Genomic DNA, 21558 nt, shown 5'->3' with positions numbered 1-21558 from the left:
ATGGCGGCGGCACCTCGGAACACGTCCGGAGCAGGTCTGCGGGAGGTCCGTAGCCCGGGTTCAGGCGCGGGCGATGGCCTCGTGGTGCCTGATGACCTCGGCGATGATGAAGTTCAGGAACTTCTCCGCGAAGACCGGGTCGAGCTTGGCCCCGGCGGCCAGCTCCCGCAGCCGCTTGATCTGGTCCCGCTCCCGGGCCGGGTCGGCCGGCGGCAGCTTGTGCTCGGCCTTGAGGCGGCCGACCCGCTGGGTCGCCTTGAAGCGCTCGGCCAGCATGTGGACCACCGCGGCATCGATGTTGTCGATGCTCTCGCGCAGGCTGGTCAGTTCGGCCCGCACCGCGTCGTCGATCCCCTCGGGCGCGCCGGCGGCGGGGGTCGTGGGCTGGTCCGTCATCGGGGCGGCTCCCGGTGTCTGGGGTGGTCACCCGACCGTACGGCGGCCGGGCTCGGACCCCGGCAAATCTAACAGGGCTCCCGCACCGGACCGGCACCGTCCGGGGAACCGTCCAGCATCCGGACGGCGGGAGGAGGCGCCGGCGGCCACCCGGCTCCACGGCGGGGCTTCCCCTAGTCTGGTGCGTGCATGACCGGACGTGACGACTCAGCAGTCCCTCAGCACTGGAGGAACCGATCGTGGCAACCACCCGCACCGCCCGCACGGCCTGGGAGGGCGACCTCCTGCACGGCAAGGGGCAGGTGACCTTCGCCTCCTCCGGGATCGGCGAGTACCCCGTCTCCTGGCCGGCCCGCGCCGAGGAGCCCAACGGCAAGACCAGCCCCGAGGAACTCATCGCGGCCGCCCACTCCGCCTGCTTCTCGATGGCCCTCTCCAACGGCCTCGCCAAGGCCGGCACCCCGCCCACCACGCTGGACACCCAGGCCGACGTCACCTTCCAGCCCGGCACCGGCATCACCGGGATCCACCTGACCGTCACCGGTGCGGTGCCCGGACTGGACGAGGCCGGCTTCGTGAAGGCCGCCGAGGACGCGAAGGCCAACTGCCCGGTCAGCCAGGCCCTGACCGGCACCACCATCACCCTCACCGCCAAGCTGGCCTGACCGCCGCCCCGGCCCGTCCGGGGCGCACTCCGACCCCGCACCCGGCGCGCAACCGGCGTCCGGGGGCGCGCCAGCGGCGCACGCGCTCCCGGTGCACCTCATGTGAGGTGCACCGGGAGCGTCCGAACGTTCCACCACGCATGATCACAAACGGGGCGAATCACCCTGCCGGCGGTCACGGCGCGTTGCCGTCGCGGCCTATGATCGGCCGCAGCGCCCTGTTCTCCACCCGGGTCCCCGCGCGACAGCGCCCCACGGCGGACGCCCCGCAGCGGACCGGCCCCGAGGCCCCGACAGAGTGCGGAGCCGGCCGCCGGGATCCCGACCGGCCAGGCAGACCATCGTCAAGCGTCAGCAGCGGACGGGAGCATGCCGTGCCGGGCCAGAACGAGGGGGCCGACGCACACCACCCAGGCGTGCGACACGAGGAATCGTCACACCACCGCTCGTCCCACCACCGCCTCCTCACCGCGCCGGTCCTCCAACCGGTCGGCCTCGATCAGGTGGGCCTCGAACCGGTGGGCCTCGCCGCACCGGTCGGCGCCTACCCGGAGGTGCGGCTCTGCCCCACCTGCTCGGCCCCGTTGGCCGACGGTGCGCACCCGGGCGGACCGGCCGGCACCGACCGGACGGGCGGCGGGACCGACCGACTGCTGGCGGCCCTCCGGGCCAGCGAGTCCCGCTTCCGGGCCGCCTTCTGCGATGCCGTCATCGGCATGGCCCTGATCGACCCCGAGGACCGGATCATCGAGGTCAACCCCGCCTTCGCCGCCCTGATCGGCCGTGGCGTCGGCGAGCTGGCCCGCATCCACCTGCACGAGATCATCGACCCGGAAGGCCTGCCGCACCGGCTCTTCGACGGGCTCGTCCACGGCGAGCGGGAACGGTTCCGCGTGGAGAAGCAGCTCCGGCACCGCGAGGGCCACACGGTCTGGAGCAAGGTGACGGTCTCGCTGATCCGGGACCCCGCCGGGCAGCCGCTCTACACCCTGGCGCTGGTCGAGGACCTCACCGAGCAGCGCCGGCTCGGGGACCGCCTGGAGTACCAGGCCCTGCACGATCCACTGACCCGGCTGCCCAACCGGACCTCCTTCTTCGAGCGGCTCGACGCCGCCTGCCTGCCGGCCGCCGAGAGGTCCGGCCGAGCCGCGGAAACCGCGGTGAAAGTGCGCCGGGTGGGCGTCTGCTACCTGGACCTCGACGGCTTCGCGGCGATCAACGAGACCCTCGGCCACCACATCGGCGACCAGCTGCTGATCGCCGTCGCCGCCCGGCTCCAGCGCGGACTCACCGGCCCCACCCACGCCGCCCACGCCGCCGAGGCTGCCGACACCGCCGGGCAGGACGCCCACCTGGTGGCCCGGATGGGCGGCGACGAGTTCGCCGTCCTGGTCCCCGACAGCGACGGCAGCGAGCAGCTGACCGCCTTGGCCGGGCGGATCCTGGAGCTGCTGGAACGTCCCTTCGACGTCGCCGGGCACCGGCTGGTGATCACCGCCAGCGTCGGCGTCGTCGAACGGTCGGTGCACGAGACCACCCCGACCGACCTGGTCAAGGACGCCGACGCCACCCTCTACTGGTCCAAGGCCGACGGCCGCGCCCGCTGGACCCTCTACGACCCGGACCGCGGAGCCCACCAGCTGACCCGCCAGCTCCTCGCCACCGCGCTGCGGCCGGCCCTGGAGCGTGGCGAGTTCACCATCGAGTACCAGCCGCTGGTCGGCCTGGCCGACGGCACGGTGCGAGGCGCCGAGGCGCTCGTCCGCTGGCGCCACCCCCGCTACGGGACCCTCTCCCCCGACCGCTTCATCCCGCTCGCCGAGGAGTCCGGCGCCATCGTGCCGCTCGGCAAGTGGGTGCTGGAGGAGTCCTGCCGCCAGGCCCGGCAGTGGCTCACCGAGTTCCCGGACACCGAGACCTTCGTGAGCGTCAACCTGGCGGCCCGCCAGATCTGGGACTCCGACGTCGTCGCCGACGTCGCCCGCGCCCTCGAAAGCACCGGCCTGCCCGCCCGGCTGCTGCAACTGGAGATCACCGAGAGCGCCCTGCTCGGCCCCGGCGGCCGCCCGCTGCAGGCCCTGCAGGCGCTCGCCGACATGGGCGTGCGGATCGCGATCGACGACTTCGGCACCGGCTACTCCAACCTGGCCTACCTGTCCCGGCTGCCGGTGCACGTCCTGAAACTCGACGGAACGTTCATCGAGGGCTTCCGGGACCCGGCCCCGGCCGCGGTCCTGAGCGCAGCGGCGACGACGGCGGGCACGGCGGCGACGGCGGCCGACCGGTCGGCCGTCCCGGAGCTCCGGTCCCGGCGCAGCGACGCGGACGAGCAGATCGTCGGCGCCATGGTGCAGCTGGCCCACACCCTGGGACTGACCGTCACCGCCGAGGGCATCGAGAGCGCCGCCCAGGCCGAGCGGCTCCGGCTCACCGGCTGCGACACCGCCCAGGGCTGGTACTTCGCCCGGCCGGGCGAGGCCGAACTCGTCGCGGCGATACTCCGTGAGGGCCGCCCCGCCCCGAGCGGCCGCTAGGCCGGGGCGGGGCGGGGCCGTCAGGCCGGTCCCGTCAGGCCGTAGGCCTCGGCGATCAGCCCGTAGGAGCGGAGCCGGGTCTCGTGGCCGTGGATGTGCGAGGTGACCATCAGCTCGTCCACGCCGGTCCGCTTGCGCAGGGCCTCCAGGCCGTCCGCGACCTGGCCCGGGTCGCCCAGCACCACGTTGTCCAGCCAGTTGTCGACGAAGTCCGCCTCGACCGGGCTGTACGGGTACTCCTCGGCCTCCTCCGGGGTGGGGATCGGGCCGGGGTTGCCGCGCCGCAGCCGGAGCATGCCGAGCGCCGCGGAACGGGCGAGGCGGCGGGCGGCGCTCTCGTCCTCGGCGGCGACGGCGCTCACGCCGATCAGCGCGTACGGCTCGCCGAGGACGGCGGACGGGCGGAAGGACGTCCGGTACAGGTCCAGGGCCGGAACGGTGTTGGCGCTGCTGAAGTGGTGGGCGAAGGCGAAGGGGAGGCCGAGGCGGCCCGCCAGCTGGGCGCTGAAGCCGGAGGAACCGAGCAGCCACACCGGCGGGCGGCCCTCGCCCTTGGGCACGGCGGTCAGCCGCTCGTAGGGGTGGCCGGAGGGGAAGTCCCCGTCGAGGAAGTGGGTCAGCTCGGAGAGCTGGAGCGGGAAGTCGTCCGCGCCCTCGGAGACGCCGCGGCGCAGCGCCCGGGCGGTGGCCTGGTCGGTGCCGGGGGCGCGGCCGAGGCCGAGGTCGATCCGGCCGGGGTGCAGGGCCTCCAGCAGGCCGAACTGTTCGGCGATGGCCAGCGGGGCGTGGTTGGGCAGCATGACACCGCCCGAACCGAGGCGCAGCGTGGTGGTGTTGGCCCCGAGGTGGGCGAGCAGGACGGCCGGGGTGGAGCTGGCCACTCCGGGCATGCCGTGGTGCTCGGCGACCCAGAAGCGGTGGTAGCCCCACTGCTCGGCGCGGCGGGCCAGTTCGGTGGTGGCGGCCAGGGCCTCGCTGGGTGTGTGACCGACGCCGACGGTGGCCAGGTCGAGGATCGAGAGCGGAGCGGGAGCCGTGCCGCGGGCGGTGCCCCGGATCGCCTCGTCGGCCGCGGGCCCGGTTCCGTGCTCGTGCTGGTCCTCGGTGGTCATGCCGTCCGCCTCCTGGCTGTCGTGGTCCGGCTCTGCTCCGAGCCGGGCGTCATCGGCGACCGCGGGTCCCGGACGGCCCGGCGGTCGCTGCCGACCGGCGTCAACCACGGCCGGGGGCTCGCTGTTCCCGTACCGACCGTCGGATGTCCGGCGTGGTCCGAGGGCGGTGCCGGGACGGCCCGGATGAGATTCGAATGAGATTCGAGCACGTCGGGGACCGTTCTCCGGGACGGGATCCGCAGGCCGTGGCCGTCCACTGTGACCTCCGGCGCACCGGGGTGCTTCATGGCATGAAAAGTCGAGGCGCTAGCGTTGGCCCCAGAGCCACCTGCTCCACCAGGGCGGCGTGGAGGGAGTAGGGCCTTGAACTTCGTGGCGGCGATCGGATCCTCGTGGATCTGCGCCCTTGCGCTCTTCGCCGTACTCGGCGACGCGCTGCTCCCCTTCATCCCGAGCGGCACGCTGGTCATCCTGGCCGTGCTCAAGACGGCTCAGATCAACGGCGCCCCGGTGCTGCTCGGCCTGGGCGTGGCGGTGGCCTCCTTCCTGGGGGACGTCCTCCTGCTCCACCTGGCCCGGCGCGGGGCCCCGCTGCTGCAGCGCCGGCTCGCCCGGCGCCCGAAACTGGCGGCCAGCGTGACCAGGGTCCAGCAGTCGCTGCTCGAACGCCCGCACGCCGGGGCGGCCGCGATGGTGGTGGTCGCACGGTTCGTGCCGGCCGGGCGGACCGTCCTGGACCTGGCCATCGGCCACTCCCCCGCCCACCCGCACCGCTTCCTGCACTGGTCGGCGCTGGCGGCGCTGGTCTGGGCCGCGTACATCGTGACGCTGGGCTGGCTGAACAGCCACTGGTTCAACACCGCCTGGCTGAGCCTGGCGGTCTCCTGCGCGGCGGCCACCGCCGTCAGCACCGCGATCGCGCGGGTAGTGCGCCGCCACCGGCGGCTGGCCGTGCTCTGAGCCGTTCCCGGAACGACCGGTGGCGTCCGACGACGTGCGGACGCGCCCGGGCCGGGCCGAGCCATGGCCGGGGCATGGCCGGGCCGCGGGGGGCTGCCAGGAGCACAATTGTCCCTTCCGGGCGAAGCCCCCGACGAGCGCTGACGAACTCTGACCGGTGTCGGCCGAGCGGCGGTACCGTACTCCCGTGACGGCACGCGATGCGAAGCGTCACAGGACCGCAACAGACGACGAATTCCTGCAGCCCGGCCGGGCGCCCCCGGCGTGTTCACTGTCGTCGGAGCCCGGCGACCTTGGAAGCCGCTGCGGCGACATGACATGCTAACGGCGGAATATTCATCAATTGCCCGATTTGACCGGTGCGGCCCGGACCGCCCTCACCACCGGCCGATCGGCACCCAGGGGAGACCATGACCAGCATCTCGCGCAGGACGGTGCTCAGTGCGACCGCCGCGACCGCGGCCCTCGGCGCGGTCTCGGCCTGTTCCAGCGGCGGATCCGGTTCGGGGCAGAACTCCAGCTCACCTTCCTCCGGCGGCAACGCCAACGCCGGCCAGAGCGGCACCACCGACCCGACCCAGGCGGTGGTGCCCAAGGGCGCCCCGATCGGCGACGGGTCCAACGCGGACACCGGTCCGCAGCCGAACCAGCCCAAGCCCGAGAAGCTCAAGCCGGGCGAGCGCCCGCCGCAGTTCGTGGTCTTCTCCTGGGACGGCGCGGGCGGCACCGACGACGGCCAGTTCCCCCGCTTCCTCAAGCTGGCGGAGCAGTACAAGGCCACCATGACCTTCTTCCTCTCCGGCATCTACGCCCTGCCCAAGGGCAAGTCGCAGCTGTACCACCCGCCGAAGCACGCGGTCGGCGCCTCCGACATCCCGTACCTGTCGGACGGCGCGGTCAAGAGCACCCTCAAGCTGATCAGCCAGGCCTGGCTCGCCGGGCACGAGATAGGCACCCACTTCAACGGGCACTTCTGCTCCAGCCGCCCGGACAAGAACGGGGTCAACATGTGGACCCCGGACGACTGGCAGAGCGAGATCGACCAGGCGGTCTCCTTCGTCACCCAGTGGCGGACCAACACCGGCTTCACCGACGTCGACCCGCTGCCCTTCGACTACAAGAAGGAGCTCATCGGCGGCCGCACCCCGTGCCTGGAGGGCCAGAAGGCGCTGCTGCCGACCATCGCGAAGCTGGGCTGGAAGTACGACGCGAGCTCCTCCGGCGGGCTGCAGATATGGCCGCAGAAGGTGCAGGACGGCAAGATCTGGGACTTCCCGCTCCAGTCCATACCCTTCCCCGGACACACCTTCCAGGTCCTGTCGATGGACTACAACATCCTGGCCAACCAGTCCAGCGGCAGCACCAAGGGCGACCCGTCCAAGTACAACGACTGGCGCACCCAGGCGACCAACTCCTACCTGGCCGGGTTCGACCGCGCCTACAACAGCAACCGCGCGCCGTTCTTCGTCGGCAACCACTTCGAGCAGTGGAACGGCGGCATCTACATGGACGCCGTCGAGGAGGCCCTCAAGTCGATCGCGGGCAAGCCCGACGTCCGGCTGGTCTCCTTCAAGCAGCTGGTCGAATGGCTGGAGGTGCAGGACCAGTCGACCCTGCGCAAGCTGCGCACCCTCAACGTCGGCCAGGCGCCGTCCGGCGGCTGGGAGAGCTTCCTCGGCGCGGCGGGCTGACGGGCCGGGCCGGGCCGGACCCGGGCGGCAGGACGTCCCTCCGGGCCTAGGGCCTGTCCGGCGGATCTTGGCAGATCAGCGCGCGGCGTTGGGCGCCCGGCTGGGCGTGCGCCCGAGTCGGCCTCGTACTGGACGTACTTGGGCGATTCGGGCGTGCGTCCAGGCGGGATGCCCGGCGTCGCGCGCCTGGCAAGATCCGCCGGACAGGCCCTAGCCGGCCGCGGGGACGTCCGCGAGCAGCTTGCGGGCGATGAGCCCGGCCCCGGCCCCGCCCCAGAGGATCGAGTAGTGGTTGGTGTCCGGCACGGGCGAGGCCGGCACCCGTTCCCGGTCCAGCCCGGACAGTCCGATCCGCTGCCGGTCGTAGAGGCCCTGCGGCTCGTCGAGCAGGCCGCGTTCCGCCCAGAGCAGTTCGGCCGGGCAGGGCAGCCGGTGCACGGCCCCGGCCGCCTCGCCGTCCAGCAGGACCTGGGCGCCGTCGGTCTGTACGGCCTCCAGGACGCAGGAGGAGCGCAGTTCGGGCTCGGCGCCGACCAGGTCGCGCTGGGTGTAGGCGTCGACGCCGTCGGACCAGCCGCCGCCGAAGGCCGGGTGGCGCTGCCAGAACTCCCGGTAGGCGGCGCGGTCCGGGAAGGTCATCGACAGCCGGGCCAACGCGGGGCCGAGCACCCCGGCCAGGGCGTCCTCCTCGCGGACGCCCTCGGGGAGCGGGAAGCTCAGCGCACCGTCCACCAGCAGGACCCGGCGGACGAGTCCGGGGTGCCGGACGGCGGCCAGGGCGGTGACCCAGGCGCCCATCGAGTGGCCGACCACCGTGACGGGTCCGGCACCGAGGCCGGTGATCAGCGCGGCCACGTCGTCGGAGTGCCGGGCCAGCCCGTACGGTCCGGCGACCGACCGGCTGGCGCCGCGCCCCCGCAGGTCGGGCGCGAGCAGGGTGACCCGCCCGGCGAGCCGGCGGGCGACCTCGTACCAGGCGAGGCCGTTGGCGGTGATCCCGTGCACCGCCACGACCGTCGGGGCCCCCGGCCGGTCGGCGGGCCAGCGCAGGACGGCCAGGTCCCCGCCGGGTACGGGGACGGTCGACTCCTCGGGCTGCAAGGGGAACTGGCTCACGCGGGAGTACCTCCGGTGGGGCGGGCCGGGCGCCCGCAGGGTGGATGTCGGAACCGTAGGTGTGCGGTGGGACCGGCGACATGTGGCCGGGCGACGCAGCGACGCACCCCGCTGTGGCTCCGGTCGACATACCGCGGGCCCGCCGCCGTCCCCCGGGTGGCCCGGCCCGGCCTCCGCACCCGGGCGGACCGCACCTGGGACGACAACTCCTCTCGGCGGTCCGGCCGTTCGCATACCCGCTGTGGCACCGTCCACTCACCGTCGTGCCGAATTCCCCCGCATTAGCACCATCGCGAGCCACCGTGGCCGGGAATCGTGGCATCTTGACGCCTGAGCAGCGATCGTCGTGTGGAACTGTTGCGATCGGCGTTACGCTCCAGGAGAGTTGAGCAAGCCACGGATCCCGTCACGCCCGGTGGGGAAGCTGGACGGTGCGCCGGGATCCCGCATTCGAAGCCGTCGTGCCGGCCCGCAACCGATCCGGTCGCACACACTCCACGTATCGGGTTCCCGGTACGGGATTCCCGGTATCGCGTTCTGCCCGGGCGGCTCCGGGGCAAGGCGAGCGCCGCCGAGCACAGCAAGCCGCAGAACTCCGGGGGGAGCACGTCATGACCGACCCGTCCACGCGACGGAGGGGCGCCGGAACGGCCCGCGAGGACCGATCGGGCCGAAGCCGCCGCCGGGGCGCGGGGCAGCTCGACGAGGCCGCGCTGCGCACCGAGCCGGTGCCCGAAGCGCCGTACGACTACGGCCATTTCAGCCGTCTGGCGGGCCCGGCCGTCGATCCGGACGAGGACCGGGAGCTCGGTGGCGGCGTGTACCGGCCGGAGCCGGACGGTGCGCGGGCGTCCGCAGCCGCGCAGCCGGGTACGGACGAGGGCGCGCGGCCGAACACCCCGTACCGGGTCCAGTACCGGAGCCTGCTGCGGCACGATCCGCACCGGTTACGGGCCGCCCTGCTGCTGGTGGCGGCCCCGCTGGTGGAGGTGGTCCTGCTGGTCTGGCTGCTGCTGCCGGAGCACTGGCCGGAACGCCCGGACGAGACCGATGTCCTGGTGCTGCTCGGGGACAAGGTGATGATCGGCATCATCGCGGTGGTCGAGCTGTTCCGGCTGGTCAACGTGGTGTCCAACACCCACGCCACCCTGGTGGCCCGGGACCCGATACCGGTGACGCCGGAGTCCGGCACCCGGGTCGCGTTCCTCACCACCTGCGTGCCCGGCAAGGAGCCGCCGGAGATGGTGCGGGCCACGCTGGTGGCGGCGCGCGACGTCCGGCACGAAGGACCGTACGACGTCTGGCTGTTGGACGAGGGAAACGATCCTGCAATGCGCGCCCTCTGCACCGAGCTGGGCGTCCACCACTTCACCCGTTCCGGCCGGCCGCACTGGAACCGGCCGAAGGGGCGGTTCCGCGCCCGGTCGAAGCACGGCAACTACAACGCCTGGCTCCAGGCCCACGGCGACGACTACGACTTCTGGGTGTCCGTCGACACCGACCACGTGCCGCTGCCCGACTTCTGCGAGCGCATGCTCGGCTACTTCCGCGATCCGGACGTGGCATTCGTGGTCGGACCTCAGGTGTACGGGAACTACCGCAGCTCGGGTTCGGCCGTCACCAAATTCTCCGAGAGCCAGCAGTACCTCTTCCACGCACTCATCCAGCGCGCCGGAAACCGTTACGGCGCACCGATGTTCGTCGGCACCAACAACGCCGTCCGAATCCACGCGCTCCGGTCGATCGGCGGGTTGTACGACTCCGTCACGGAGGACATGGCGACCGGTCTGGAGTTCCACCGCAACCGGAACCCGAAGACCGGGGAGAACTGGAAGTCCGTGTACACCCCGGACGTCCTCGCCGTCGGCGAGGGCCCGTCCTCCTGGACCGACTTCTTCTCCCAGCAACTGCGCTGGAGCCGCGGCACCTACGAGACCCTGCTCACCCAGTACTGGCGGGTGCTCTGGCGGCTGTCGCCCGGCCGGCTGCTCAACTACACGCTGATGGTGGGCTTCTACCCGATGGCGGCGCTCACCTGGCTGCTCGGCGGGGTGTCCAGCGTGCTCTACCTGGGCTTCGGCGCCTCCGGCGTGCACGTCTCCTCGGAGCTCTGGATGATGCTCTACAGCGACGCCGCCGCGCTCCAGCTCCTGCTCTACACCTGGAACCGCAAGCACAACGTGAGCCCGCACGAGCCGGCCGGATCCTCCGGGGTCGCGGGCATGGTGATGTCGGCGCTCTGCGGCCCGGTGTACGCGGCCTCGCTGCTCCAGACGCTGGTGCGCCGCCGCGGCGGCTTCGTGGTGACGCCCAAGGGCCGGGAGGCCAGCGCCGACCGGCTCGGCACCTTCCGCTACCACCTGTTCTGGGCGGTGGTGTTCGGCGGCGCCGTCGCCGCGTCCTTCCACACCGGCTACGACCACGTGGCGATGCGCACCTGGGCCTGCATCGCCCTGGGGCTGACCGTACTGCCGCTGCTGATCTCGGCGGGCGACGCCGTCCGCCGGCTGCGCACCCGTCCCACCGCCACCCTGACCGTGACCGGCGACCCGACGGCGGCCCCCAAGGTCCTGCTGGAGAAGCGCCGCCCGCGCCACGCCCTCGGCCGCACCGGACCGGCGGCAGCAGCAGGGGCAGGGGCAGCGGCACCGGCGCCACCCCGGCCCGACGCGCTCGACAGCCCGACCCTCACCCTCCGAGCGCCCGCGCCCGACGCCCCGACGGTCACGCTCCGCCTCGTCCGGCCCGACGACCCGGCGCCCGACCGCGTCGAGAGGGCCGACCACGTCGAGAGCCCCGAGAGCGCCGAGAGCACACCCACCCGCTGAGCCGCCCCGCCCCCGACCCGCCCGCCTCCTGAGGGGACCACCCACCGTGAAGATCCACAAGACCGGCCGCACCAAGCGCTTCGCCCTCGGCAGCACCGTCGCGCTGACCGTCGCCGGGATGAACGCCCCGGCCGTCCTCGGCTTCGCCGGCGACCAGTACCACCAGTACGTGATCAACCGCCCCGAGTACAAGGCGCAGTACGGCCACTGGCAGACCCTGTCGCTGCCCGCCGCGTTCCGGGTCAACGCCGTCCACGCCACCCTGCTGCGCACCGGCAAGGTGCTGATCGTGGCCGGTTCCGGCAACGACGAGAAGCAGTTCAACGCGGGCACCTTCAAGAGCCTGCTCTGGGATCCGGCGAAGAACAGCTACAAGTTGATACCCACCCCCGCCGACATGTTCTGCGGCGGCCACGCCTCCCTCCCGGACGGCCGGGTGCTGGTGGCCGGCGGCACCCAGCGGTACGAGAAGCTGGACGGCGCGGTGAAGAAGGCGGCAGGCGTGATGCGGGTGCGCAACGAGAGCCCGGAGCGCGACCGCACCTTCCCCAAGGGCACCGTGTTCGTCGCCCCGAACGGCCGGGAGTACGCCAGCACCGTCCAGGTGACCGTCCCCGCCGCGACCAAGACCGGTGCCGGGAAGCAGACCGTCGTCACGGCCGGCGAGCAGCACGTGTTCGTCGAGGCGGTCGGCGAGGGCCGGGACTACGTGAGCGACTCCCCCGCCCAGTACCGGATCAAGGGGCTGACCGGCGTCGACGCCCACAACCTGTACGGGCAGAGCGAGAAGCTGACCCTGGACAAGCAGGACTACCAGGGCATCCGCTCCGCCTTCGAGTTCAACCCGGACACCGAGCTCTACGAGCAGGTCACCGACATGGCGCACGCCCGCTGGTACCCGACCCTGACCGGGCTGGGCGACGGCCGGGTGGTCACCGTCTCCGGCCTGGACGACACCGGGCTGATCCTCAACGGCAACGACAACGAGGTCTACGACCCCAAGTCCAGGACCTGGGCCAAGGCCCCCGACCGCTACTTCCCGACCTACCCGTCGATCTTCCTGACCGCGAGCGGCAAGCTCTTCTACTCCGGTTCCAACGCGGGCTACGGCCCCGCCGACAAGGGCCGCGAGCCGGGCCTCTGGGACCTCTCGACCAACGGCTTCCGGCCCGTCCCCGGCCTGCGCGACCCGAACCTGACCGAGACCTCCGCCTCGGTGCTGCTGCCGCCCGCGCAGGCCCAGAAGGTCATGGTGCTGGGCGGCGGCGGGGTGGGAGAGTCCCCGCTGTCCACGGCCCGCACGGACATCGTCGACCTGTCCGCGCCCGAGCCCGCCTTCGTCCCGGGCCCGGACCTGCCGGCCGGCGGGACCCGCTACCTCAACAGCGTGGTCCTCCCGGACGACACCGTGTTCACCACCGGCGGCTCCAGCGGCTACCGCGGCCGGGGCGACAGCGACCTGCTCAAGGCCCAGGTGTACCACCCGGACTCCCGGACGTTCAGCACCGCCGCCGAGCCCACCGTCGGCCGCGACTACCACTCCGAGGCGCTGCTGCTGCCGGACGGCCGGGTCGCCGTCCTGGGCTCCAACCCGCTGTTCGCCGACAAGGCCGAGACCCAGCCCGGCGGCTTCGAGCAGCGCATCGAGATCTACACCCCGCCGTACCTGTACCACGGCGACCGCCCCGAGGTGACGGCCGCGCCCGCGGCGGCGAAGCTCGGCGGCACCGTCCGGATCGGCACCGCCCGGCCGGACGCGGTGACCACCGCCAAGCTGATCCGGCCCAGTTCGGTGACCCACGTGACCGACGTCGAGCAGCGCTCGGTCGCGCTGGACATCACCGGACGCACCGCCGACGGGCTCTCGCTCACCCTCCCGGGCAACCCGAACCTGCTGCCGCCCGGCTGGTACATGCTGTTCCTGACGGACGCGGCCGGCACCCCGTCGGTCGCCCGCTGGGTCCAGGTCGGCGGCTGAGCGGACAGCCCGCGCCGGGCGCCGCCGGACCGGGCCGGGCGCGCGGCTCCGCTCAGCGCGCCGCCTGCGCCAGCCCGAGCGCGTACGGCAGCCAGAACTCGCCCGCCCGGGGCTCGCCGCGGCCGCACTCGCCGTCCGACTCCCCCGGGTTCTTGATCCACAGGTAGGCGTCGACCCCGGACCGCCCGGTCTCGGTGGTCGGCGCCTCGCCGAGGGCCCGGCCGGGCGGGTTGCACCAGGACTCGGCGCCCGCCGAGCCGTTGCCGCTGCGGCTGGTGTCGATGACGAAGTGCTTGCCGCCGAGGGCGGCGGAGAGCCGGTTGCCGTAGTCCGCGTTCCGGTCGGTCGGGTAGAAGTTGGCGACGTTGACGGCGAAGCCGTCCGCCGCCGCGATGCCGGACTTGCGCAGCGCCGCGGCCATCTCGTCCGGGTCCTGGGCCCAGCCCGGGTTGCCCGCGTCCAGGTAGACCCGGACGTTCGGACGCTTCTTCAACTCCTGCACGGCGAAGGCCAGCAGGCCGTACCGCTCGGCGGCCAGGTCGCCCTTGATCCCGCAGGTGTCCAGGGTGTGGGCGACGGCGTCCGGCTCCAGCACCACCCAGGCCTTGCGGTCGCCGAGGGCCCCGGCGACGCCGGTGATCCAGGAACGGTACGCGGCCGCGTCGGCGGCGCCGCCGGCCGAGTACTGGCCGCAGTCCCGGTGCGGGATGTCGTACGCGACGAAGACGGCCGTCCGGCCCGCCTCGGTGGCCCGGCGGCTCACCTGGTCGGCGATCTCCCGGGCGCTCTGTTCACCGAGCCACTGGGAGGAGGGCTGGGCGGCGATCCGCAGCAGGGTGTCGGCCTCGGCCGCACGGCCCTGGCCGCGCAGCGCCGCGACCTGCTGGGCGGCGTTGGTGCGGTCGGAGACGTAGAAGGCCTGCCCGGGAAGCTGGTTGAGGCCCGTGGCGCCGGCCGCCGGAGTCCCGGCGGAGCCTCCGGGGGCCCCGGGCGCTCCGGATGCCCCGGACACCGCGGAGGCTCCGGGTCCGTTCACCCCGCCCCCGCTACCGCACCCGGCGACCGCCAGCAGCGCCAGACCCGCCGCCAGCCCGACCCACCGCATCGTTCCTGCCCGTCCCACCCCGCGCACGTACCGCCCCTCCGAGCCGACTCCCACCCCCGTCGAACCGGTCCGGCGACCGGTCGCCACCAGCTAAGCACACCCGGCCCCGGCCGACGGCCGCCACCGGTGAACGACAAGTGGCCGTGGGCGGACGGGAATCCGAACCCCGCCCGGCCACGGCCGCCTACGGCACGATCGTGCGTCAGCCCTGCTTGAGGTCCGGCACCCGCCAGTCGATCGGCTCGCCGCCGAAGCCGTCCAGCGCCGAGTCGATCTGCGAGAACGGGCGGCTGCCGAAGAACAGCTTGGCGGACAGCGGCGACGGGTGCGCGCCCTGGACCACCACGTGCTTCTCGGTGTCGATCAGCGGCAGCTTCTTCTTGGCGTAGTTGCCCCACAGCACGAAGACCACCGGCTCCTCGCGCTCGCTCACCGCCTTGATCACCGCGTCGGTGAACTTCTCCCAGCCCTTCGCCTTGTGCGAGTTGGCCTCGTGGGCGCGGACCGTGAGCACCGCGTTGAGCAGCAGCACGCCCTGCTCGGCCCAGTGCATCAGGTAGCCGTTGTCGGGGGCCGGGATGCCGAGGTCGGCGTCCAGCTCCTTGAAGATGTTGCGCAGCGAGGGCGGCGTCTTCGTCCCGGGCAGCACCGAGAAGCTCATGCCGTGGGCCTGGCCGTTGTCGTGGTACGGGTCCTGGCCGAGGACCAGCACCCGGACCTTCTCGTACGGAGTGGCCTGCAGCGCGGCGAACTCCTGGCCGCTCGGCGGGAACACCTCGTGCTCCGCGCGCTGGGCCGCCACGAAGGCCGCCAGCTCCGCGAAGTACGGCTTCTCCGTCTCGGCACCGAGCACCGCGCGCCAGGACTCGGGCAGCTCCAGCCCGCCGCCCTCGCCGGCCTCGACCACGCCCGCCTCGACCGTGTCCGTCACGACATCTACCTCCCACACCGCGGCTGCTGCGCCGCCCGCCCTCTTACACCCCGAACGCTACACAGCCCCACCGACAACTCACTCCACGGGCGCCGGGGCGGACACCGTCGCGGCGGCCGAACCCGAAGCAGTGGCCGGGTCCGAGGGGGAGGCCGGGTCCGAGGGGGAAACCGGGGCCGCAGCGCCGCCCGCGGCCGCCCGCCCCACCCGCACGTGCTCCACCCCGTTGAGCGCCACCAGCAGCACGGCCAGCACCACCAGCACCACCAGGGCCGGCAGCCGCACCATCGCGGGCAGCAGCCCCAGCACCACCACCGCCGCGACGATCCGGGTGGTCGAGACCAGCCGGAACATCATCCAGCGGGTGTACCCGAAGGTCAGCAGGTACAGCCCGCAGCCGCCGTAGAGCAGCCCCACCGGTCCGGCGCCGAGCGCCCGCCACGGGTCCGCGACCGTCTCCGCGAAGCCGACCGCGACCCCGATCACCCCGGCCGCCAGGGCCAGGTGCCCGTACTGGAAGACCCGCCGGATCACGTCCCGCCGGGAGTCGGCGACCTCCACGGCGTGCCGCATCGCGTCCGCCGCGAACACGAAGTACTGCCACCACAGCCCGGCCGAGATGGTGAACGCGGCTGCCACGGCGGCCAGTTCGGCAGCGTCCAGCCGGGCTGCGGCGGCCGAGCCGCCGATCCCGACCACCGATTCGCCGAGCGCCACCAGCAGGAACAGCGCGAACCGCTCCGGCATGTGCGACGGGTGGTAGGCCACCTTGGCGAGCCGCCGCCGGAACACCAGCGGTGCGGCCAGGTCGCAGAGCGCGGCCGCCGCCCACAGCACCAGCCGCGGCCCGTCCGGCAGCAGCCCGCCGGCCAGCAGCAGCGGTCCGCTGACCAGCACGCCCGCCCCGTACGGACCGCGCCACACCCCCGGGACGCGCACCAGCAGGAGCAGCAGCACCACCCGGGCCAGCCAGTACGCGGCGCCCAGCAGCACGCCCCGGCCGCCGTACGCGCCCGGGACGGCGAGCGCCATGAACAGGCCGGCCAGTCCGACCAGCAGGATGCCCAGGCGGTCGCGCGGGTTGTCCACGTCGCGGATGTTGGCCTGCACGGTGGTGCCGACCCAGCACCAGTACACCGGCACGAACACCACCAGGGCCCGGACCAGACCGGTCAGGTCGTGCTGGTGGTGCAGCAGTCCGGAGACCTGGGTGATCGCGAAGACGAAGACCAGGTCGAAGTACAGCTCCGCCCAGGTGACCCGCTTCTCCCGCTCCTCCCCGGCCTCGAACTCCCCGGCTGTACCCCCGGCCGTGCCCCCGGCCGTCGTTTCCCCCGCCGTGCTCATCCGCCCGGTCCTCCCCACGCGTACGGAACGAGCCCCGCCCCGGCGCTCGGCCGGGGCGGGGCTCGCGACTGCACCGCAGAGGTTAGACCAGCTCGACCAGGTCCGCGATCGACGTGACCACCCGGGTCGGCCGGTACGGGAAGCGCTCCACGTCGCCGGCGGAGGTCAGGCCGGTGAGCACCAGGATGGTCTCCATGCCGGCCTCCATGCCCGCGACGATGTCGGTGTCCATCCGGTCGCCGATCATCACGGCGGTCTCCGAGTGGGCGCCGGCGGTGTTGAGCGCCTCGCGCATCATCAGCGGGTTGGGCTTGCCGACGAAGTACGGGTCCACGCCGGTGGCCTTGGTGATCAGGGCCGCGACCGAGCCGGTGGCCGGCAGCACGCCCTCGGTGGAGGGGCCGGTCTCGTCCGGGTTGGTGCAGATGAACCGGGCGCCCGCGTTGATCAGGCGGATCGCCTTGGTCAGCGCCTCGAAGGAGTAGGTCCGGGTCTCGCCGAGCACGACGTAGTCCGGGTTGTTGTCGGTCAGCACGTACCCGGCCTGGTAGAGCGCCGTGGTGAGGCCGGCCTCGCCGATCACGTACGCGGTGCCGTTCGGGCGCTGGCTCTTGAGGAACTTGGCGGTGGCCAGGGCCGAGGTCCAGATGCACTCCTCCGGCACCTCCAGGCCCATCCCGGCCAGCCGGGCGCTCAGGTCGCGCGGGGTGTAGATGGAGTTGTTGGTGAGGACGAGGAAGGGCTTGCCGGACTCCCGCAGCCGGCGGAGGAACTCCTCCGCCCCGGGGATCGGCGTGCCCTCGTGGATGAGGACACCGTCCATGTCGGTCAGCCAGGACTCGATGGGCTTGCGGTCTGCCACGTGCGTGTCTCCCGGAATGTTGCAAGTCTTGCGGTGGGGCCCTGACGCGCCACAGCCTAATCCGCACGGATGGCAGGGGACAGAACGTCCCGTCCAACGGGACGCGACGGCCGACGGACGGGCAGCGGGAGCAGCGGGGAGCAGCGGGGAACCGGGAAACCGGGAGCAAAGGGGCACCCCGTGATTGAGTGGGCCGTATGAACCCGCTGACCGCCCCCCGCCCCCTCCGCGTCGGCCTGATCGGCTACGGCCTGGCCGGCTCCGCCTTCCACGCCCCGCTCATCGCCACCACGCCCGGGCTGCGGCTGGACGCCGTGGTCACCGCCAACCCGGAGCGCCGGGAGCAGCTGCGCCGCGAGCACCCGGACGCCCGCGCCGTCGACACCCCCGAGCAGCTGCTCGCCGACCCGGACGCGCTGGACCTGGTGGTCGTCGCCTCGCCCAACCGCACCCACGCCCCGCTGGCCCGCGCCGCCCTGCGGGCCGGCCTGGCCACCGTGGTGGACAAGCCGCTGGCCGGCACCGCCGCGGAGGCGCTGGAGCTGTGCCGGCTGGCCGAGGAGCGGGGCGTCCTGCTGTCGGTGTTCCAGAACCGGCGCTGGGACGGCGACTTCCTCACCGCGAGCCGACTGGTGCGCGGCGGCGCGCTCGGCCGGGTGCACCGCTTCGAGTCCCGGTTCGAGCGGTTCCGCCCGAAGCCCAAGCCGGGCTGGCGCGAGCTCGCCGACCCGGCCGAGGTCGGCGGCACCCTGTACGACCTGGGCAGTCACCTGGTCGACCAGGCGCTCACCCTGTTCGGGCCGGTCGAGACGGTCTACGCGGAGATCGACGTGCGGCGGGACGGCGCGGTGGTGGACGACGACGCCTTCGTCGCCCTGACCCACGCCTGCGGCACCCGCTCGCACCTGTGGACCAGCGCCATCACCCCGCTGATCGGCCCCCGGCTGCGGGTCCTCGGCGACACCGCCGGGTACGTCAAGCACGGCATGGACCCGCAGGAGGCCGACCTGCGGTCGGGCCGCCGCCCGGACGGTACCCACCCGTGGGGCGCCGACCTGCCCGAGCACCACGGCACCCTGGGCAGCGACGGGTCCGAGATCTCCCTGCCCACCGACCCGGGCGACTACCCCGCCTTCTACGCCGGCATCGCCGCCGCCCTGGCCACCCCCGGCACCCCGCCCCCGGTCGACCCGCGCGACGCGGTGGCCACCCTCACCGTCCTGGAGGCCGCCCGCACCTCCGCGGCCACCGGCCGCACGATCCGGCTGGGTTGACCACCTCCCGGCGGCGGCGGGCGCGGCGGATGCGGCAGGCCGAGGCCGTGGCGGCCTCGGCCGCCCTCACACCCCGATGACCTCCACCGCCGAGCCCAGCCCCCGGAAGTCCGCCACGTTGCGGGTGTACAGCGGCAGCCCGTGGGCGGAGGCGACGGCGGCGATCATCAGGTCGATCCGGCGCGGGCGCGGCTGCCGTCCGGCGGCGATGGTCAGGGTGACGAGGGTCCCGTAGCGGGCGGCGGCGGCCGCGTCGAAGGGCAGCGGGTCGAAGTCGGCCATCGCCGCGCCGAGCACCTCCAGCCGGGCCGCCCGGCTGATCGGGTCGCGGGCCATCGAGACGCCCTGCTGGAGTTCGGCGAAGGTGATCGCGGTCAGCTCCGGCACGGCGGGCAGGTCCCCGGGGCTGAGCAGCGCCAGGTCGATGTACACACAGGTGTCGAGCACCCCGGCGGGCCGCCGCCGGGACGCCCTCCGGCGCTCAGCCACGCCGCCGCTCGAACGGGTCGTCGCCCTCGTCCCCGACGAGCTCCTCGGGCCCGAAGTACTCCTCGGCCTCCTTGCGCATCTCCTGGTAGTCCACCCGCGGCAACTTCACGTGCCGCGCCACCAGCTCCTCCGCCGTGAGCCGCCGCCGCCCGGACACCGGCCGCAGCTCCGCGACCTCGACCCCGTTCCTGGTGATGTGGAAGGTCTCACCGGCCTCCACCGCGTCCATCACCGCGGCGGAGTTGTTCCGGAACTCCCGCTGGGTAATCGTCCTCATGTCTTCCACGGTAGCCCCGCGTAGCACCGACGGCTACACCCCGCGCGTCGAAGACCCCGCGCGTCGAAGACCCCCGCGCAGCGAGAACCCCGGCAGGAACGGGCTAGGCCGGGAGCCTCCGGGGCCGTACGATCGTCGTGCTGAACGTCCGGAACCGGGAAGACATCGAGAGGGGGCCCGCCGTGGAGTTCGTCGCGATGGTGCTGGGCCTGCTCCGGGTGTTGACCGGGCAGTTGGTGACCGAGGGCGGCGGGCTCGCGTCCGTCGCCGCCGTGGCGGCGATGGTCCTGGTGGCCGGGGCGGTCGCGGGGGCCCTCGCCGGGGCGCGGTTGTTGGGGGCACGGGCCCCGGCCGCGGTGCGCAGCGGGGTGCTGCGACGCCGGGCGTTCCGTACGGCGTTCCTTCCGCAGCGTGATCCGGACGCCCGGGGCAGGCGACGCCCCAGGGCGCCGGGAGCGGCCCCGGCGGCCGCGTAGTCCCGCAGTTCTCCCGTACGGTGCCCGCGTTTCCGCGGCTGCCCGTACCTTCTTCGCGGCCGTCCTCCGCCGATCACTCATGTTCTGAGACCCCGGAGGGCTCGCTTCACCATGTCCGTCCTGTCTGTTCTCGACCCGGCCGTCACCGTCGCCCACGCCGCGGTCGCCACCCTCGCCCACGCCCTGCCGACGGCACTGGCGATCGTCCTGTTCGTGCTCGCCGTGCGGCTCTGCCTGCACCCGCTGGCGCGGGCGGCGGCGCGTGGGGAGAAGGCCCGCTCGAAGCTGGCGCCGAAGGTCGCCGCGCTGAACGCGAAGCACAAGAAGAACCCGGAGAAGGCGCGCGAGGCGCTCGCGGAGCTGTACCGGGAGGAGCAGGTCTCGCCGTTCGCGGGCTGCCTGCCGATGCTGGTGCAGATCCCGTTCTTCTCGGTGATGTACCGGCTCTTCACCACCCCGAACGACCTGCTGGACCACACCCTGTTCGGGGTGCCGCTGGGCCTGCACGTCGGGAACGCGCAGGGCGCCGGACAGTTCGCGGTGTTCGGCCTGCTGTACGCCGGGCTGGCGGCGGTCGGGTACGTCAACTACCGCCGGGCCCGGCGCGCGGCGGCCGCGCAGACCACCCCGCAGCCGGGGGCGGCGCTGCTGCCGTACCTGTCCTTCGCGTCGGTGGTCTTCGCGATGCTGGTGCCGGTGGCCGCCGCGCTCTACCTGCTCACCACCAGCGTGTGGTCGGCCTCCGAGCGGGCCTGGCTGTACCGCGGCACGGGGCAGGTCCCGGCGACGGCGCTCGCGGTCTAGGTCTGGAGCCGGCGCGTTCGCTCAGAAGTGGCGCAGCAGCTCAGGGAAGGTCGCGAGCTGCAGCGTCGCCTCGTCCGGGCCGAGGTCCTCGTGCTCCAGCACCCAGGTGTGCTCGTGCGGGATGAAGACGGTGCGCAGGCCGGCCCGGCGGGCGGGGGCGATGTCGGACTTGGGCGAGTTGCCGATCATCCAGGTGCGGTCCGGGTCGAGGCCGAGCTCGGCGGTGAGCTGCCGGTAGGTGTCGACGGACTTCTCGGCCACGATGTGGATCCCGCCGAAGTGGTGGTCGATCGTGGAGGCCGTCACCTTGGCCTGCTGCTCCTCCTGGTCGCCCTTGGTGAGCAGGAGGAGCCGGTGGCGGCCGGCCAGGGTGGCGAGGGTGTCGGCGACGCCGGCGATCAGTTCGACCTCGCCGCGCCGGGTGAGCGGGGTGAGCAGCTCGTCGATCCGGGCGAGCTCTGCCGCGGTGGGGGTGCGGTCGCCGTTCAGCTGCCGCAGGCAGTCGGCGAGGCTCTGCCGGAAGACGGTGGCGCCGTAGCCGAGGGCGGCCACGTTGGCGGCCTCGATCCGGTCGAACAGGGCCCGGGCGCCGTCGCGGCCCTCCGGGGCGGCGGCCCAGTCCAGGAAGCCGTCGATGACGCGCTCGAAGAGGACGTTGTTCTCCCAGAGGGTGTCGTCGGCGTCGAAGATGAGGATCTGGTCGGTGTGCATCA

19 protein-coding genes are annotated in these 21558 nt (G+C 73.3%); 9 read left to right on the top strand and 10 right to left on the bottom strand.

Features of this window, described 5'->3' with window-relative positions; all coding sequences use genetic code 11:
* Nucleotides 1–60: 60 nt before the first annotated feature.
* Entirely contained in the window at nucleotides 61–396 is a 336-nt protein-coding gene (locus tag ACFXPX_RS26140; protein ID WP_375883284.1) for a chorismate mutase, read from the bottom strand.
* A gap of 239 nt (nucleotides 397–635) precedes the next feature.
* Between ACFXPX_RS26140 and ACFXPX_RS26135 the strand changes: the two genes are divergently transcribed.
* Together ACFXPX_RS26135 and ACFXPX_RS26130 are read left to right on the top strand one after the other, a co-directional pair.
* A complete protein-coding gene (locus ACFXPX_RS26135; protein WP_380525020.1) occupies nucleotides 636–1061 on the top strand; it encodes an OsmC family protein in 426 nt (141 codons plus the stop codon).
* A gap of 554 nt (nucleotides 1062–1615) precedes the next feature.
* Nucleotides 1616–3595, top strand: coding sequence for a putative bifunctional diguanylate cyclase/phosphodiesterase (locus ACFXPX_RS26130; RefSeq protein WP_380643538.1), 1980 nt, complete (start codon nucleotides 1616–1618; stop codon nucleotides 3593–3595).
* 20 nt (nucleotides 3596–3615) lie between these two features.
* Here ACFXPX_RS26130 and ACFXPX_RS26125 read toward each other — a convergent pair whose 3' ends face one another.
* Complete coding sequence (locus ACFXPX_RS26125; protein WP_380643531.1) at nucleotides 3616–4707, bottom strand: LLM class flavin-dependent oxidoreductase; 1092 nt, start codon at nucleotides 4705–4707, stop codon at nucleotides 3616–3618.
* Nucleotides 4708–5079: 372 nt separating this feature from the next.
* Between ACFXPX_RS26125 and ACFXPX_RS26120 the strand changes: the two genes are divergently transcribed.
* Both ACFXPX_RS26120 and ACFXPX_RS26115 read left to right on the top strand, forming a co-directional pair.
* Nucleotides 5080–5667, top strand: coding sequence for a DedA family protein (locus ACFXPX_RS26120; protein WP_375883467.1), 588 nt, complete (start codon nucleotides 5080–5082; stop codon nucleotides 5665–5667).
* Nucleotides 5668–6077: 410 nt separating this feature from the next.
* The gene (locus tag ACFXPX_RS26115; protein ID WP_380594878.1) at nucleotides 6078–7358 is read left to right on the top strand and encodes a hypothetical protein; all 1281 of its coding nucleotides are present in this window, start codon (nucleotides 6078–6080) and stop codon (nucleotides 7356–7358) included.
* A 210-nt stretch (nucleotides 7359–7568) separates the two neighbouring features.
* Here ACFXPX_RS26115 and ACFXPX_RS26110 read toward each other — a convergent pair whose 3' ends face one another.
* The gene (locus tag ACFXPX_RS26110) at nucleotides 7569–8474 is read right to left on the bottom strand and encodes an alpha/beta fold hydrolase (protein ID WP_380643529.1); all 906 of its coding nucleotides are present in this window, start codon (nucleotides 8472–8474) and stop codon (nucleotides 7569–7571) included.
* Between the two features lie 611 nt (nucleotides 8475–9085).
* Here ACFXPX_RS26110 and ACFXPX_RS26105 point away from each other — a divergent pair.
* Together ACFXPX_RS26105 and ACFXPX_RS26100 are read left to right on the top strand one after the other, a co-directional pair.
* Nucleotides 9086–11302: a glycosyltransferase family 2 protein gene (locus ACFXPX_RS26105; RefSeq protein WP_380643527.1), complete on the top strand. Its 2217-nt coding sequence runs from the start codon at nucleotides 9086–9088 to the stop codon at nucleotides 11300–11302.
* 46 nt (nucleotides 11303–11348) lie between these two features.
* On the top strand, nucleotides 11349–13280 hold the full coding sequence (locus ACFXPX_RS26100) for a galactose oxidase-like domain-containing protein (RefSeq protein ID WP_375883272.1): 1932 nt from the start codon (nucleotides 11349–11351) through the stop codon (nucleotides 13278–13280).
* 52 nt (nucleotides 13281–13332) lie between these two features.
* On the opposite strand, the gene ACFXPX_RS26095 is transcribed toward ACFXPX_RS26100, so the two are convergent.
* The 4 genes from ACFXPX_RS26095 to ACFXPX_RS26080 all read right to left on the bottom strand — a co-directional run bounded on the left by ACFXPX_RS26095 (nucleotide 13333) and on the right by ACFXPX_RS26080 (nucleotide 17525).
* Nucleotides 13333–14292 (bottom strand): glycoside hydrolase family 6 protein, encoded by a 960-nt coding sequence (locus ACFXPX_RS26095; RefSeq protein WP_380643525.1) that lies wholly within the window; start codon nucleotides 14290–14292, stop codon nucleotides 13333–13335.
* A 295-nt stretch (nucleotides 14293–14587) separates the two neighbouring features.
* Nucleotides 14588–15316, bottom strand: a complete 729-nt coding sequence (locus ACFXPX_RS26090; RefSeq protein ID WP_375883267.1) for a uracil-DNA glycosylase — start codon at nucleotides 15314–15316, stop codon at nucleotides 14588–14590.
* A gap of 78 nt (nucleotides 15317–15394) precedes the next feature.
* Entirely contained in the window at nucleotides 15395–16663 is a 1269-nt protein-coding gene (locus tag ACFXPX_RS26085) for a low temperature requirement protein A (RefSeq protein ID WP_380643523.1), read from the bottom strand.
* 82 nt (nucleotides 16664–16745) lie between these two features.
* Nucleotides 16746–17525, bottom strand: a complete 780-nt coding sequence (locus ACFXPX_RS26080) for an HAD-IIA family hydrolase (protein WP_380398397.1) — start codon at nucleotides 17523–17525, stop codon at nucleotides 16746–16748.
* Between the two features lie 197 nt (nucleotides 17526–17722).
* Between ACFXPX_RS26080 and ACFXPX_RS26075 the strand changes: the two genes are divergently transcribed.
* Nucleotides 17723–18799, top strand: a complete 1077-nt coding sequence (locus tag ACFXPX_RS26075; RefSeq protein ID WP_375883258.1) for a Gfo/Idh/MocA family oxidoreductase — start codon at nucleotides 17723–17725, stop codon at nucleotides 18797–18799.
* 66 nt (nucleotides 18800–18865) lie between these two features.
* Here the strand turns inward: ACFXPX_RS26075 and ACFXPX_RS26070 are convergent, their stop codons facing one another.
* Nucleotides 18866–19288 (bottom strand): type II toxin-antitoxin system VapC family toxin, encoded by a 423-nt coding sequence (locus ACFXPX_RS26070; RefSeq protein WP_375883256.1) that lies wholly within the window; start codon nucleotides 19286–19288, stop codon nucleotides 18866–18868.
* Nucleotides 19281–19565 (bottom strand): type II toxin-antitoxin system prevent-host-death family antitoxin, encoded by a 285-nt coding sequence (locus ACFXPX_RS26065; RefSeq protein WP_360240707.1) that lies wholly within the window; start codon nucleotides 19563–19565, stop codon nucleotides 19281–19283. The genes ACFXPX_RS26070 and ACFXPX_RS26065 overlap by 8 nt, the downstream gene beginning before the upstream one ends.
* 182 nt (nucleotides 19566–19747) lie before the next feature.
* On the opposite strand from ACFXPX_RS26065, the gene ACFXPX_RS26060 reads away from it, so the two are divergent.
* Together ACFXPX_RS26060 and ACFXPX_RS26055 are read left to right on the top strand one after the other, a co-directional pair.
* Nucleotides 19748–20041 carry a DUF6412 domain-containing protein gene (locus tag ACFXPX_RS26060; protein WP_380398388.1) on the top strand — a complete coding sequence of 98 codons (294 nt, stop codon included), beginning with the start codon at nucleotides 19748–19750 and terminating at the stop codon, nucleotides 20039–20041.
* A gap of 111 nt (nucleotides 20042–20152) precedes the next feature.
* Nucleotides 20153–20845 carry a YidC/Oxa1 family membrane protein insertase gene (locus tag ACFXPX_RS26055; protein ID WP_380522573.1) on the top strand — a complete coding sequence of 231 codons (693 nt, stop codon included), beginning with the start codon at nucleotides 20153–20155 and terminating at the stop codon, nucleotides 20843–20845.
* A gap of 21 nt (nucleotides 20846–20866) precedes the next feature.
* On the opposite strand, the gene ACFXPX_RS26050 is transcribed toward ACFXPX_RS26055, so the two are convergent.
* Nucleotides 20867–21556 (bottom strand): HAD family hydrolase, encoded by a 690-nt coding sequence (locus ACFXPX_RS26050; RefSeq protein WP_375883249.1) that lies wholly within the window; start codon nucleotides 21554–21556, stop codon nucleotides 20867–20869.
* Between the last annotated feature and the right edge of the window lie 2 nt (nucleotides 21557–21558).

This window comes from Kitasatospora sp. NPDC059146, assembly GCF_042786665.1.
In the GTDB taxonomy this organism is placed as follows: domain Bacteria; phylum Actinomycetota; class Actinomycetes; order Streptomycetales; family Streptomycetaceae; genus Kitasatospora.
The sequence above is the reverse complement of the archived record's forward strand: the minus strand, read 5'-3'. Positions and strand labels throughout refer to the sequence as shown.

Coding starts and splice junctions, on each gene's coding strand:
- ACFXPX_RS26140 (WP_375883284.1), bottom strand. CDS start 396: ATGACGGACCAGCCCACGACCCCCGCCGCCGGCGCGCCCGAGGGGATC.
- ACFXPX_RS26125 (WP_380643531.1), bottom strand. CDS start 4,707: ATGACCACCGAGGACCAGCACGAGCACGGAACCGGGCCCGCGGCCGAC.
- ACFXPX_RS26115 (WP_380594878.1), top strand. CDS start 6,078: ATGACCAGCATCTCGCGCAGGACGGTGCTCAGTGCGACCGCCGCGACC.
- ACFXPX_RS26105 (WP_380643527.1), top strand. CDS start 9,086: ATGACCGACCCGTCCACGCGACGGAGGGGCGCCGGAACGGCCCGCGAG.
- ACFXPX_RS26085 (WP_380643523.1), bottom strand. CDS start 16,663: ATGAGCACGGCGGGGGAAACGACGGCCGGGGGCACGGCCGGGGGTACA.
- ACFXPX_RS26075 (WP_375883258.1), top strand. CDS start 17,723: ATGAACCCGCTGACCGCCCCCCGCCCCCTCCGCGTCGGCCTGATCGGC.
- ACFXPX_RS26065 (WP_360240707.1), bottom strand. CDS start 19,565: ATGAGGACGATTACCCAGCGGGAGTTCCGGAACAACTCCGCCGCGGTG.
- ACFXPX_RS26055 (WP_380522573.1), top strand. CDS start 20,153: ATGTCCGTCCTGTCTGTTCTCGACCCGGCCGTCACCGTCGCCCACGCC.
- ACFXPX_RS26050 (WP_375883249.1), bottom strand. CDS start 21,556: ATGCACACCGACCAGATCCTCATCTTCGACGCCGACGACACCCTCTGG.